Below are 12,657 nucleotides of genomic sequence, written 5' to 3'. Positions count from 1 at the left end.
CAGATGAGGTGTGATTGGAAAATACGGGAGGGGTGCAATCATGTCGATCAGCCTGAGGCAGATCCGCTACTTTGTGGCGACGGCAGAGCAGGGGCAGGTGTCGCAGGCCGCCATTCATCTGTCGATTTCGCAGTCGGCGGTGACGACGGCGATCAAGGAGCTGGAGCAGATTGTCGGCTCGCCGCTGTTCGAGCGCGTATCCCACGGCATGGAGCTGACGGAGGCGGGGCGGCAGTTCCTCTCCCACGCCTATGAAATCCTGCGCAAGGTGGAGGAGGCGACGCATCTATCGCTGACTGGCAGCGAGCTGACCGGGCGGTTGACGGTGGCTGCCACATATACGGTCATGGGCTATTTCCTGCCCCTTCATATCGAGCGGATCCGCCGCCGCCTGCCGGGGCTTGAAATTCAGCTGCTGGAGATGAACCGGGAGTCCATCGAGGAGGGGCTGCTGACCAACCGGCATGACATTGCCGTTCTGCTGACCTCCAACATTCTCAATCCGGAGCTGACCACGGAAAAGCTGATGAGCTCGGCCCGCCGCCTCTGGGTGCCGGGCCAGCACCGGCTGCTGTCCGCGCCGTCGGTGGGCTTGAGGGAAGTGGCGGAAGAGTCCTACATCATGCTGACGGTGGACGAGGCTTCGCACAGCTCGCTGAAATACTGGAGCCAGTCCGGCTATCAGCCGCGTATCACCTTGCGCACCTCGTCCGTGGAAGCGGTACGGTCGCTCGTCGCCAATGATCAGGGCGTTGCCATCCTCTCCGACATGGTGCACCGCCCCTGGTCGCTGGAGGGACGGCGCATCGAGACGATCAACCTGCGCGATCCCGTGCCTTCCATGGATGTCGGCCTTGCCTGGCGCAAGAACGCCGAATTCACCCCCGCCATGGCCGCCATCCGCCGCTATTTCCGCCAGACCTTCCATTTGCCGGGGTGAGGGGGAATCGCCTGAAGCTGTGAGATACGCTATCCTGTTAGGAAACTTGCATTGATACTGAAAAGTGATATCACATGGAGTTGAGCAGGAAGCATCAGGCAACCCTTGAAGCCGTCTTTGCCGATCCTGTGCGTGCCGGAATTGTATGGCGGGAAATCGAGGCCATGCTGGCCGCTTGCGGGGCGGAGATATCGGAGGGCAATGGGTCGCGGGTGCGCATCGCCCTGAACGGCGTGCGTGCAGTGTTTCACCGGCCCCATCCTCAAAAAGAGACGGACAAGGGCGCGGTCAAATCTGTCCGGCGCTTCCTGACCGAAGCGGAGATATTGCCATGACGATGATGCACTACAAAGGCTACGAAGCTGTTGTCGAGTTCGATGAAGAAGCTGAAACCTTTCATGGCGAAGTGATGAACCTGCGTGACGTGATTACCTTTCAGGGGGAGTCGGCCGCCGAGTTGAAGCAGGCTTTTGCAGAGTCCGTCGAGGACTATCTGGCGTTTTGTGCCGAGCGCGGTGAGGAGCCGGAAAAGCCGTTTTCGGGGCAATTTGTCGTCCGGGCTGATCCGGGCTTGCACAAGGCGTTGACTGTTGCCGCCCGCCGCGCCGGGGTCAGCCTCAACAAGTGGGTGACCTCGACGCTGGAGCGGGCTGTCAGTTAGGGCCAGTTTCACACTCCCTTGCGCGCAAGGCCGGTGATCACATCAAAGGCCAGCATCACGTCATCGCGGGTGGTCTCGAACTGGCCGGCCTGGAAGCGCAGGACGAAGCGGCCGTCCACCAGCGTCTGGGTGAGGTAGATCCGCCCGTCCGCATTGATGGCTTCCAGCAGCGCCCGGTTGGCGGTGGCAATCGCCTCCTCATCGCCGGAGAGATGCGCCGGGCGGTAGCGGAAGGTGAAGAGCGAGAGCATGGGCTCGGTGACGATCTCGAAGTCGGGCTCACCGCCGAGTGTCTGTGCCAGTTCCACTGACCAGGCCACGTGATTGCGGATCATCTCACGCAGGCCGGTGAGGCCATGGGCGCGCATCAGGAACCAGAGCTTCAATGCCCGGAAACGGCGGCCCAGCACCACGGACCATTCGGAATAGTTGGTGATTTCATCCTGACCGGATGTCTTCAGATACTCCGGCCGGATGGCAAGGGCACGCACCTGCTGGGAAGGATCACGCAGGAACTGCACCGTGCAATCGAACTGGGCACCCAGCCACTTGTGCGGATTGATGACGATGCTGTCCGCGCCCTCAATGCCATCCCACAGCTCACGGAATTCCGGGCAGATCATGGCAGAGCCCGCCCAGGCAGCATCCACATGCAGGTAGAGGTCTTCGCGGGCGGCAATCTCCACCACGGCGCGGATATCGTCCGTGCCGCCGCACCCCGTGCCGCCGACGCAGGCGATAATGCCGGCCGGCAGATATCCGGCCTCACGGTCGGCTGTGATGGCGGCTTGCAGCGCCTCAGGGTTCATCGCCCGGCCAGGCCCTTCGATGGGGATGCGCACCAGATTGTCCGCGCCAAGACCTGCAAACCAGACCGCACGGTCGATGGAGGTGTGTACCTCGCCCGAGCAATAGACCCGGAGGCGCGGCTGGCCGGAAAGGCCTTTGCTGTTGCCTTGCCAGCCAAGGGCGCGCTCACGCAGGGTCAGAACGGCGGCCAGAGTGGCGGAGGAGGCCGTATCCTGCAGCGTGCCGGAAAATTCTGCGGGCAGGCCAATCGCCTGACGGAACCAGTCCGTCACCCGGCCTTCCAGCTCGGTTGCTGCCGGTGAGGTCTGCCACAACATGCATTGCGCGGCCATGGCGCTGACGAGATATTCGGCAACAACGGATACCGGCGCGGCATTGGCCGGGAAATAGGCGAAGAAACGCGGATGCTGCCAGTGGGTCATGCCGGGCAGGATATCGGCCTCGAAACTCTGGAAGATCGCCTCAATCGCTTCCGGCTCTTCGGGCGGGGAAGCGGGAATACGGGCGGCGATTTCGCCGGGAGCAGTCTGCGCACGAACGGGAAGGTCCCTGAGGCCAGCCCTGTAATCCGCGCCCCAATCCGCTGCCCGCCGCGACCAGTGCCGGAATTCTTCGCCGTTCATTCGTCCCTCCCCTGAAAGATGCCGGGCATACTGTTATCCTGCGGCCCTTCTGGTCACAAGTTGCATGGTTCCGGTTTGCGGCCTGCAGGTGACTTGCTAAAAGATGAGTTTAAGAGTTAGGTATTGGTGCGCAAGGCAAGCCGCCGCATGGCAACTGCTGCCTGTATGCTGATGCCCGGCACGCCGGTCCCGGAAACCGCTCCGCGGTGCAAGTCTTGAAGCAGGCCGTCCGGCCGCAGGTGAATGAACAGGTCCATGCCTCTCAGGGAAAGCGATAGCCGGTATGCTGCCTATCTGGCACATCGCAGTGCCCTGATCGACTATGGCACCCGGCTGCTGGGTTCGCGTGCCGATGCCGAGGACGTGGTGCAGGAGGCCTTCATCCGCTTCGTGCCGGAAAACAGCCCGCCTGCCTCGTCCCTCAGGGCCTACCTCTTCCGCATTGTCCGCAATCTTGCCTTCGACATCCGCCGCCGCCGCCAGCTCGAATCACGTGAGGAACCGGCGGACCTGCCGCACTGGACGAAGCCGCAGGATGTGCAGACGCCGGAGCAGGACGCCCTGTTCTGCGAGAATCTGCGCCGCATCTCGGAGTATCTAGCCACGCTGCCGCCCGAGGTGCGTACCTCGCTGGAAATGCACCGCTTTGGCGGCTACACGCTGGATGAGATCGGCTCTCATCTGGGCCTGTCCACTGCCACTGTGCACCGCCATGTCACCCGGACACTGGCGGCTCTGGCAGCCCTGCTGGAGCCTGAAACGTGATTTTTTGGAGTCATTCTGAAAAATTCTTGCGGCTCGCTCGTCTTGGTAGGAGTAAGGGGCATCCGGCGCGGCAGGCAGTGCCGTTCCGGGAAGAGACGCGCGCAACATGCCAGTGAACCAGACCGGGGACATCAGGGAACCAGCACTGCTTGAAGCGGCGGCGGATTGGCTCGTGCGCTTGCGGGAGGCGCCTGAAGACGAGGCCCTTCGGCAGGCCTTTCAACTCTGGTGCTCGCAAGCTCCTGCGCATGCAGCTGCCTTTCAGCGTGTGAGCCGCGCCTGGGATCTTCTGGGCCATGCGGCAGAACAGACTGGATCATTGGCCGGATCCTTGGATGGATCTCAAGCTGTAGCGGTTTCTGCTGCCGAAGAAACCGTCGTCGCTGAAGCCGCCCCTTCCCCTATCGCAGCGGTCACTGCCTCTCCTCGCCGAAGCGGGCCGCAGGCGCGCCGCGCCGGCGAACCACGCCGCTGGCGCCGGGCCATGCTGTCTGCCGTGGCCGGGGCCATGGCAGCCTGCCTTGCCATTGCGGCTGGGCCGGTGCTGCTGCTGCGTCTTGAAGCAGACCATTACACGGCGAAGACCGAGCAGCGTGCCGTCATGCTGGAGGATGGCTCGCAGGTGACCCTGGCCGCCGCCAGCGCCATTGCCACCGGCTTCAGCGCCGGTGACCGGGGCGTGGAACTGCTGGCAGGCGATGCCTATTTCGACGTCGTGAAAGACCCTTCAAGGCCTTTCACCGTTGCTGCCGGAGAAGTCAGGATAACGGTGCTTGGCACATCCTTCGATGTGCGTGTCACCACCGGCATGATTGATGTCAGCCTTGCCGAAGGGTCTGTCCGGGCAAAGGTCAGCGTGGGCGGCAGGGTGCAGGAGCAGATGCTCGTGCCGGGCGAGATGCTGAGCATAGACAGGGCCACGGGGCAGCTCGTCACCCGACAGATCGCACCGGAAGATATCGGCTCCTGGCGTCAGGGCCGCCTTTATGTGGTGGATGCCACCGTCAGCTCGGTGCTGGAGGAAATTGCCCGTTATCATCCCGGCTGGGTCAGGCTCACCGATGAGGCGCTCGGACGCCAGCACGTCACGGGCTTCTATGACCTGCGCGACCCGGACCGTGCCCTGCGTGCACTGGTGGAGCCGTTTGACGGCGAAGTGGTCTCCGTTTCCCCTTATATCCGGCTGATTTCCGGCCGTTGAAAAAGAAATATGAATTTTATTCTCATATTTTTGCCTGAGGGCGTGAAATCCTGAGAAATTTGACAAGCCTGTTCGTCTTTAGGGTCGGGAGCGCAGCGCCGGAGGGGCTGCGCCGGGACGACAAAAGACAGGGCAGGCATGTTTTCGAGTAGAGAGTTCGGGGCTGCTGTTCTCAGGAACAGAGCCGTTTCCCAGTATCGTGCAAGGCTTCTGGCCACCATCGCCGTGATACCGCTGGCAACTGCGGGTGTGAGCTTGCTGGTGCCGCAAGGGGCGGCACAGGCGCAGACGGCTGCGGTGCGGAACTTCAGCATTCCCGCGCAGGGGCTGGCCAGTGCAGTCAGTGCCTTTGGCCGCCAGTCCGGGCTGCAGGTGACGCTCGCCGCCAGCGCTTCGAATGGAGTGACGACGCGGGCCGTGCAGGGTGCCATGACGCCCCGGGAGGCGCTGGGCCGGATGCTGCAGGAGACCGGTGTTCCCTTCCGCATAACGGCTGACGGCACAGCGGTGATCGGTGCGGCGCGGACCTCTTCCGGTGCTGCCGGGGATGGGGCAGGTGGCGCCACGCAGCTTGAGACGGTGACGCTGACGGGCGAGGGCTCCAGCGGCTACATGGGCGCGCCCGACTGGGTCTACGACACGCCGTCGAGTGTTGCCGTGGTCTCGGGGGAGGCCATCCGCGATGCGGGCGTGCGCGATATCCGGGAGGCGTTCAATGCTGTTGCCGGTGCCTATGCAGGCGAGGGCGTTGCCAGTTTCCCAACGGTTTCCCCTAACCTGCGCGGCGTACAGGATTCCGGGCGCGTTGCCGTCTCCATTGATGGGGCGCGGCAGAATGCGCAGGACGGCGGGCGTTACGGCTCCTCCAGCATCGGCGCAGGCGGTACGGCCGTTGTCGATGGCGCTTTCATCCGCCAGGTTGAAATCGACAAGAACCCTGGTGCAACGGCTGGTAACACGGGCACGCTGGCCGGTTCCGTCGATTTCCGTACGGTTGGCGCCGCTGACATCATTCAGGACGGCAAGTCGTGGGGGGCGGAGGCCGATGTGGCCACCGGCAGCAATGGGTATAATCTTCAGTCATCTGTCATCGGCTCCGCCCGGCTGTCGGACGTCTTTGCCCTGACCATGGGCCTCAGCAAGACAGAACTGAATGAATACCGCGCCGGCCGGATGGGCGAAGCAACCTCAACGGTCGATTCCAATGGCATCCGCAAGGACTTGCGCGGGCGGGACACCTGGGGCTCCATGCTGAAGCTGGAAATGGAGCATGAGGACATCAGGGCCTCGGCATCCTGGATGCATCAGCAAAATGATTATGCCTACAGCGTCGGCGGCAACGCCGGCGGTGCGTATAGCGATATCAGCCGGTTCGAGAACACCAATGACAGCGGCTCCCTGAACTTCGGCTGGGATCCGGACAGCGAGTGGGTCGACTTCAAGGCCAACCTCTGGCTCAACGATTCTTCCGTTCTGGAAACTCGTGATGCCCGTGGCAACCTGTCTCCCGAAACGGAAATCGACAAGAGCCTGACCAGTTTCGGCATCACCCTGCAGAACACCAGCACGGCCAACACACCTCTTGGTGGCCTTGCCCTCAATTATGGCGTCGAGGCCTTCCGTGATGTGGCCAACAAGTCTGCCTCAAGCACGTCGATCTCGCAGACGCCTTACTATGCGGACAATTATGGCGTGTTCAACCCGCCGGGCCGCCGCGACATGGCCAGCATCTTCCTCAATGGCAAGCTTGAACCCGTCCGCTGGTTCAACGTGTCCGGCGGCCTGCGCTATGACTGGTACCGGCTGAAAGGTACCGCCCGCTACTATAACTTCGGCAAGCTTATAACTCCGGCGGCGGTTGTGCGTGCAGGGTGCGTTGCTACTTTTCAGCAAGCTTACCCTGTCGGATCGTCGACTTATGATACTTATCTTAGATTGCGGAATTCCAGGAACTCAGCCCTAAGGCGCCGGGGAACCGAATGGTTTGCCACATGGAATTCCAATCCCTGTGGCGCATACAATTCCAGCGGAACCTGGGTTCAGGAGGGTTCGGTTCTATCCTCGACTGCAGCCGTCCGCGAGGACGTCATTTACGACGAGGAGATCGACCGTTCCGGCGGCAAGCTGCTGCCCTCGGTGACGTTGGAATTCGTTCCGGTTGACTGGTTCAAGCCCTATGCCAGCTATAATCAGACCTACCGTCCGCCCACCATCACCGAAGCCTTCATGAGCGGCGGTTTTCAGCCTGGCGATGGTCAGCCGGCTCAGACTGCGCCCAATCCATGGCTACGCCCGGAAACGGCGGAAACCTATGAAATCGGCGCCAATATCATAACGAACGGCCTGATCACGGAGCGTGACCGGCTGCGGATCAAGGCGGCCGCCTTCTACCGGGAAATCGACGACTACATCGTCCTCGGCACCATCTATGCCTCGCAGGAGACTGCCAGGACCTATACGAGCTTCGTCAACATGGATGGCATCACCCGCACCCGTGGTGTGGAGGTGGAAGCCAATTATGATGCCGGCCGTTTCTGGTTTGGCGGTTCGGCGACCTTCCTGTCCACCAACTGGCCGGGCAAGACCGAAGTCTTCAGCAACGGCACGGATGTGACCAGTGGCAGCGTTTTCGCCTGGAACGGCAACATCCCGCCGCGCTTCAAGGTGACGGGTGACGCGGGACTGCGCTTCTTTGAGGAGAAGCTCAGCCTTGGTGCGCGTGTCACCCATGTGACGCCCAGCCAGACGGCGGTGCTGGACGTGGATACCGGCATGCTCACCGAATACAGCGATAGCTACACCACGCTGGATCTTTACGGCTCCTACAAGGTCAACAAGAACGCCACGCTGCATCTTTCAGCCAACAACGTCACGGATGTGGCCTACGTCCCGGCCAACAGTTCCATGGCAGCGGCCGGGCGCACCCTGCAGGCGCGGTTCAATGTGAAGTTCTGACTTTTTGCGGAAGGCATCCCTTCCGCCCGTCATTCCTGGCCGGGTGGCAGCCCGGCCAGGAAACCGCCGCTCCCGCAACGGGCGGCACGCCACAGCCAACCAAGGAGATTGAAATGGCTGCGACTATCGAACTGAACGGAACGTCTTTCGACATGGTGAGCTTCTTTGCCGACTGGCTTGCAAGTTTCACCCCAAGCTACGGTTCTTTCTGGTCCGCCTCGTCCGGCATCACCACCGCTCCGTCCAGCACGGCTGTTTACGACCAGTGGGGCAGCGGTGCAACCGGTGGCTCCGGCGTCGTCATGAGCGGTGACATGCAGTACAGCCAGGGCAACCTGACCGGGACGGTCGATACCGTGGTCCTCGGCTCCAACTACAGTGAATCCTCCGCAAGCGGCTTTGCTGTTGATGCGGAGCTGACGATCTATGCAGACCCGGACTACTCGCTGGCTGGCAGTCGGGATCTCTTTGACTACGCCATCTACTATTTCTCGAAGGATTCCCTCTCTGGGATCTACAACTACCTGGGTGCCGTTGGCACCGAAATCATCGATACCACGGGGGATGATGTCCTCGTTGGCTTCAGCGGCGCCGACACGTTCATTTTCCTTGGCGGCAATGACACTGTGACCGCGGGCGGTACCGGCACCTATGGCTATCAGGATGGTACGGACACGCTGGATGTGTCTGTCTGGGGGGCCACGGCCTACAGCGACCTGGCTGTGGCCGCTTCCGGTTCCGATACCGTCATTTCCTACGGCGGCAACTCGGTGACGCTGGCGGGCGTGAGTTCGAGCGTCATCGACGCATCCGACTTCCTGTTCGCCTGACCGGTTGACCCCCATGTTGGCATCCTGCCAGCATGGCTTGCGGCCCCGGCGCAATGCCGGGGCCGCTGGCCTTCCGTTGAGAGGGGTGGTGGTGGCGCTGTTCTGCGCCAGTGCCGTCCTCAACCTGCTCGCCCTCAACGGCTCGCTGTTCATGCTGCAGGTCTATGACCGGGTGCTTGCCAGCCGCAGCATCCCGACGCTGGTTGCCCTGTGCGTGCTGTCCGCCGGTCTCTTCGGCTTTCAGGCGCTGCTGGACAGCCTGCGCGCCCGGCTGCTGCTACGCCTTGGCGAAAGCGCCGATGCGCGCCTTTCTGCTTGTGTGATGCGCGCCATTGCGCGGCTGCCGCTGATGTCGCGCGGGCAGGGGGATGGCCTGCAGCCCTTGCGGGATCTCGACACGGTCCGCTCCTTCTTCGCAACGCCCGGCCCGGCAGCCCTGTTCGATCTGCCGTGGATCCCGGTCTATCTCACCATCTGCTTTCTCTTTCACTTCTGGATTGGGGTAACTGCGCTGGCCGGTACCATGATCATGGTGGCGATCACCGTCTTTGCCGATGTGTCAGCGCGCCAGCCCTCCCGGGTTGCTGCCGAACGCGGTGCTGCCCGCTCCAGCCTTGCCGAACAGACCCGCCGCAACGCCGAAAGCCTCCAGGCCATGGGCTTTGCCCACCGCATCTCTGACCGCTGGCAAGTGGAGAACGCTGCCTACCTTGCCGCCAACCGCAGCGCTGGTGACACCAGCGGCACCATGAGCGCCATATCCCGCGCTGTCCGGCAGGCGCTGCAATCGGCCATCCTTGCGGTTGGGGCGTGGCTGGTGATCCAGCAGGAAGCCTCGGCCGGCGTGATGATCGCCTCGTCCATCATGATGGGCCGCACCATGGCTCCGGTGGATTCGGCGATTGGCAGCTGGCGCAGTTTTGTGGCAGCACGTCAGGGCTGGGCACGCCTGCGCAAGCTGGAGCCGGTCTTTCAGGAAGCGGCGCCGGTGCTTGATCTGCCTGCGCCCAGCCGTGAACTGCGAGCCGAGGGGCTCGTCATCGCGCCGCCTTCCGCAGCAGGCGGCGGGACTTTGCCAACCGTGACGGACATCTCGTTCCGGCTGGCGGCAGGCAGCGCGCTGGGCATTATCGGGGCTTCCGGTTCCGGCAAGAGCACGCTGGTACGCGCCCTCACCGGCGTGTGGCCGCTGCTGCGCGGCCATGTGCGGCTGGACGGGGCAGCACTCGATCAATACGGCCTGGAGGCGCTTGGCCGGCACACCGGCTATCTGCCGCAGCAGGCCGAGCTGTTTGAGGGCACGGTGGCGGAGAATATTGCCCGGTTTGATCCCGATGCCGCGCCGGAAGCGATCATCGCAGCGGCGGAAGCTGCCGGGGTGCATGGCTTCGTCACAAGCCTGCCGCAGGGCTACCAGACCCGCATCGGACATGACGGCGCCGGGCTCTCCGGTGGCCAGCGCCAGCGCATCGGCCTTGCGCGGGCGCTCTATGGCAACCCGTTCCTGCTGGTGCTGGACGAACCGAACGCCAATCTCGATGCGGAGGGCGAGGCCGCCGTGGTGGAGGTGATGAAGCGCCAGCGCGAGCGCGGCGGCATCGCCATTGTCGTGGCTCACCGCCCCAGCGCGCTGGGTGCCGTGGATCAGGTGCTGATGATGGAGGCAGGCCGGATGAAGGCCCTCGGCCCGCGTGACGAGGTGCTTTCCCGTGTGCTCAAGGGCGCTCCAGCCGCCAAGCAGCCGGGCGCCGGTTTCGGCAGCATGTCTGCCCGCCTGCAACCGCCGCTGAAAGTGGTGGCCGCACAGGCCAGCGTTCAGGCCAGCGTGCAGGCAGAAGCGCCTGCTGAGGCGGGCGAAGACAAGGAGGCGGCGGAATGAGTGCGGCATCGTCCTATTCGCTCGCCCGGTCGCTGCGCCGCCATATGCTGGCAAGTGGAGCTGTCGCCGTGCTGCTGGCTGCCGGGGTTGGCAGCTGGGCCACGGCCTCCACCCTTGCAGGCGCTGTGGTGGCTCCGGGAACCTTTGTTGTCGGCAGCTATGTGAAGGCGGTGCAGCATCCGACCGGCGGCGTCGTGGGCGAGCTTCTGGTGACCGAAGGGGCCTATGTCGAGGCCGGTGAGACCGTGCTGCGGCTGGATGCAACGCAGGAGCGTGCAGCGCTTGCCATCGTGTCCAAGCGCCTTGACGAACTGACCGCCCGCCAGGCCCGGCTGGTGGCCGAGCGCGATGGCTTACCTGAACTCCAGTTCCCGCCCGAGCTTCTCGCCCGTGCGCACGAGCCGCTGGCCGCCGAAGCAATGGCCAGCGAAATGCGCCTCTTTGCCATTCGCAGGCAGGCGCGGGATGGCAACAGGGCCCAGCTGCAAGAGAGGATCGCCCAGCTGGAGCATGAGGTCAGCGGTTTCCGCAGCCAGCAGGAGGCCTTTGACCGGTCCCTTGCCATCCTGGCGGACGAGATTGCCAAGCTCCAGGGCCTCTATGATCAGCGGCTTGTTTCAGCCCAGAGGCTCAACGCTCTGGAGCGGGAAGCGGCAACCGTCAGCGCCGACAGGGCCGAGGCCGTGGCCTATCAGGCGCAGGCGGCCGGGCGCATTGCCGAGACGCGGCTGCAGATCCTGCAGCTTGAGCAGGATCTCCGGGCGGAAGCGGGCAACGAACTGCGCGACATCGACGTGCAGGTTGGCGAACTGGTGGAGCGCAAAATCGCGGCGGAAGACAAGCTGGCGCGCATCGAACTGAAGGCGCCCCAGTCCGGCACGGTGCATCAGCTGGCGATGCATACGGTCGGCGGTGTCGTGTCCCCGGCCGACAAGATCATGCTGATCGTACCCGGCAATGACGAGCTGACAGTGGAAGCGCGGGTCAATCCGCCTGACATCGATCAGATCGTGCTTGGCCAGAAAGCCCTGCTCCGCCTGACCGCCTTCAATCAGCGCACGACACCGGAGCTCAATGGCGAGGTGGACCGTGTCGCTGCAGATCTCAGCGAGGATGAGCGCACGGGCCAGACCTATTACCTCGTGCGCATACGCATCCCGCGTGCGGAACTTGCACGCCTTGACGGGCTGGGCCTCGTCCCCGGCATGCCGGCGGAGGCCTTCATCCAGACCGGAGAGCGCACGGCGCTTTCCTATTTCCTGAAACCCCTCAACGACCAGATCGCCCGGGCCTTCAGAGAGGACTGAAGGCGCCTGATCAAACCCCAGGAGAAACACATGGACGCGCATACCCACGATGTTCCTGAGAATATCGAACCCGCCTCCATCGAACCCGGCAGCCGGGCGAAGATGCTGAAGCAGGCAACGCACGACATTCACGATGGCCTCGACAAGGACATCATGAGCCGCGATCCCTTCGGCAGTATCGGCAATTACATCCGTTTTCTCGAGGTGCAGTACCGGTTTCACTCGGTGATGGACGGCATCTACCGCATGCCCGCCCTTGCCCAGCTGCTGCCGGATCTGGACGGCCGCCGCCGCCTGCATCTCGTGGCGCGGGATCTGGCCGATCTCGGCGCCCCGCTGCCGCAGGTGAAACGGGACGCGGACGAGGCTGGGCCGGGGGATGACATACCTGCTGCCATGGGCTGGCTTTATGTGGCTGAAGGCTCCAACCTTGGCGCGGCCTTCCTGTTGAAGGCTGCCGCAAAGCTTGGTCTGTCGGAAAGCCATGGCGCCCGCCATCTTGCAGGCCATCCGGAAGGGCGCGGGCTGCACTGGCGCACGTTCACCGCTGCGCTTGATGCCATTGCGCTGCCTCCGGAAGACGAGGCACGGGTGATTGCTCATGCCAAGCGGGCTTTTGCCCTCGTGCGGCGTTACGTGGGCAATGCCTACGCCTGATGTGATAAGCTAAAGCTGAAAATACTAAT

The 12,657-nt window shown here is 63.3% G+C and carries 11 protein-coding genes; 10 read left to right on the top strand and 1 reads right to left on the bottom strand.

Annotated features, from left to right (window positions below):
• Positions 1-40: 40 nt before the first annotated feature.
• The 3 genes from V6L75_RS14625 to V6L75_RS14615 all read left to right on the top strand — a co-directional run bounded on the left by V6L75_RS14625 (position 41) and on the right by V6L75_RS14615 (position 1,601).
• Complete coding sequence (locus V6L75_RS14625) at positions 41-940, top strand: LysR family transcriptional regulator (RefSeq protein ID WP_334252224.1); 900 nt, start codon at positions 41-43, stop codon at positions 938-940.
• 74 nt (positions 941-1,014) lie between these two features.
• Positions 1,015-1,275 carry a type II toxin-antitoxin system HicA family toxin gene (locus tag V6L75_RS14620; protein ID WP_334252223.1) on the top strand — a complete coding sequence of 87 codons (261 nt, stop codon included), beginning with the start codon at positions 1,015-1,017 and terminating at the stop codon, positions 1,273-1,275.
• Positions 1,272-1,601: a type II toxin-antitoxin system HicB family antitoxin gene (locus V6L75_RS14615; protein ID WP_334252222.1), complete on the top strand. Its 330-nt coding sequence runs from the start codon at positions 1,272-1,274 to the stop codon at positions 1,599-1,601. Before V6L75_RS14620 ends, V6L75_RS14615 begins: the two co-directional genes overlap by 4 nt.
• 8 nt (positions 1,602-1,609) lie before the next feature.
• Here the strand turns inward: V6L75_RS14615 and V6L75_RS14610 are convergent, their stop codons facing one another.
• Entirely contained in the window at positions 1,610-3,034 is a 1,425-nt protein-coding gene (locus V6L75_RS14610) for a pyridoxal phosphate-dependent decarboxylase family protein (RefSeq protein ID WP_334252221.1), read from the bottom strand.
• Between the two features lie 255 nt (positions 3,035-3,289).
• Between V6L75_RS14610 and V6L75_RS14605 the strand changes: the two genes are divergently transcribed.
• The 7 genes from V6L75_RS14605 to V6L75_RS14575 all read left to right on the top strand — a co-directional run bounded on the left by V6L75_RS14605 (position 3,290) and on the right by V6L75_RS14575 (position 12,628).
• On the top strand, positions 3,290-3,799 hold the full coding sequence (locus V6L75_RS14605; RefSeq protein ID WP_334252220.1) for an RNA polymerase sigma factor: 510 nt from the start codon (positions 3,290-3,292) through the stop codon (positions 3,797-3,799).
• A gap of 106 nt (positions 3,800-3,905) precedes the next feature.
• On the top strand, positions 3,906-5,000 hold the full coding sequence (locus V6L75_RS14600) for a FecR family protein (RefSeq protein WP_334252219.1): 1,095 nt from the start codon (positions 3,906-3,908) through the stop codon (positions 4,998-5,000).
• A 138-nt stretch (positions 5,001-5,138) separates the two neighbouring features.
• A complete protein-coding gene (locus V6L75_RS14595) occupies positions 5,139-7,955 on the top strand; it encodes a TonB-dependent receptor (protein WP_334252218.1) in 2,817 nt (938 codons plus the stop codon).
• 113 nt (positions 7,956-8,068) lie between these two features.
• A complete protein-coding gene (locus V6L75_RS14590; protein ID WP_334252217.1) occupies positions 8,069-8,785 on the top strand; it encodes a hypothetical protein in 717 nt (238 codons plus the stop codon).
• 13 nt (positions 8,786-8,798) lie between these two features.
• On the top strand, positions 8,799-10,664 hold the full coding sequence (locus tag V6L75_RS14585) for a type I secretion system permease/ATPase (RefSeq protein WP_334252216.1): 1,866 nt from the start codon (positions 8,799-8,801) through the stop codon (positions 10,662-10,664).
• Complete coding sequence (locus tag V6L75_RS14580) at positions 10,661-11,971, top strand: HlyD family type I secretion periplasmic adaptor subunit (RefSeq protein ID WP_334252215.1); 1,311 nt, start codon at positions 10,661-10,663, stop codon at positions 11,969-11,971. Before V6L75_RS14585 ends, V6L75_RS14580 begins: the two co-directional genes overlap by 4 nt.
• 30 nt (positions 11,972-12,001) lie before the next feature.
• Positions 12,002-12,628 carry a biliverdin-producing heme oxygenase gene (locus V6L75_RS14575; protein WP_334252214.1) on the top strand — a complete coding sequence of 209 codons (627 nt, stop codon included), beginning with the start codon at positions 12,002-12,004 and terminating at the stop codon, positions 12,626-12,628.
• The last annotated feature ends 29 nt before the right edge of the window (positions 12,629-12,657 follow it).

Origin of the sequence: Pannonibacter anstelovis (genome assembly GCF_036881715.1) — a bacterium.
GTDB classification, from domain to species: Bacteria; Pseudomonadota; Alphaproteobacteria; order Rhizobiales; family Stappiaceae; genus Pannonibacter; species Pannonibacter anstelovis.
Note: the sequence above shows the minus strand (reverse complement) of the source record. Positions and strands in the feature narration are given on the sequence as shown.

What these genes read in the sequence shown, in the direction of transcription:
- V6L75_RS14625 (WP_334252224.1), top strand. Translation starts at nt 41, where the DNA reads ATGTCGATCAGCCTGAGGCAGATCCGCTACTTTGTGGCGACGGCAGAG.
- V6L75_RS14620 (WP_334252223.1), top strand. Translation starts at nt 1,015, where the DNA reads ATGGAGTTGAGCAGGAAGCATCAGGCAACCCTTGAAGCCGTCTTTGCC.
- V6L75_RS14615 (WP_334252222.1), top strand. Translation starts at nt 1,272, where the DNA reads ATGACGATGATGCACTACAAAGGCTACGAAGCTGTTGTCGAGTTCGAT.
- V6L75_RS14610 (WP_334252221.1), bottom strand. Translation starts at nt 3,034, where the DNA reads ATGAACGGCGAAGAATTCCGGCACTGGTCGCGGCGGGCAGCGGATTGG.
- V6L75_RS14605 (WP_334252220.1), top strand. Translation starts at nt 3,290, where the DNA reads ATGCCTCTCAGGGAAAGCGATAGCCGGTATGCTGCCTATCTGGCACAT.
- V6L75_RS14600 (WP_334252219.1), top strand. Translation starts at nt 3,906, where the DNA reads ATGCCAGTGAACCAGACCGGGGACATCAGGGAACCAGCACTGCTTGAA.
- V6L75_RS14595 (WP_334252218.1), top strand. Translation starts at nt 5,139, where the DNA reads ATGTTTTCGAGTAGAGAGTTCGGGGCTGCTGTTCTCAGGAACAGAGCC.
- V6L75_RS14590 (WP_334252217.1), top strand. Translation starts at nt 8,069, where the DNA reads ATGGCTGCGACTATCGAACTGAACGGAACGTCTTTCGACATGGTGAGC.
- V6L75_RS14585 (WP_334252216.1), top strand. Translation starts at nt 8,799, where the DNA reads ATGTTGGCATCCTGCCAGCATGGCTTGCGGCCCCGGCGCAATGCCGGG.
- V6L75_RS14580 (WP_334252215.1), top strand. Translation starts at nt 10,661, where the DNA reads ATGAGTGCGGCATCGTCCTATTCGCTCGCCCGGTCGCTGCGCCGCCAT.
- V6L75_RS14575 (WP_334252214.1), top strand. Translation starts at nt 12,002, where the DNA reads ATGGACGCGCATACCCACGATGTTCCTGAGAATATCGAACCCGCCTCC.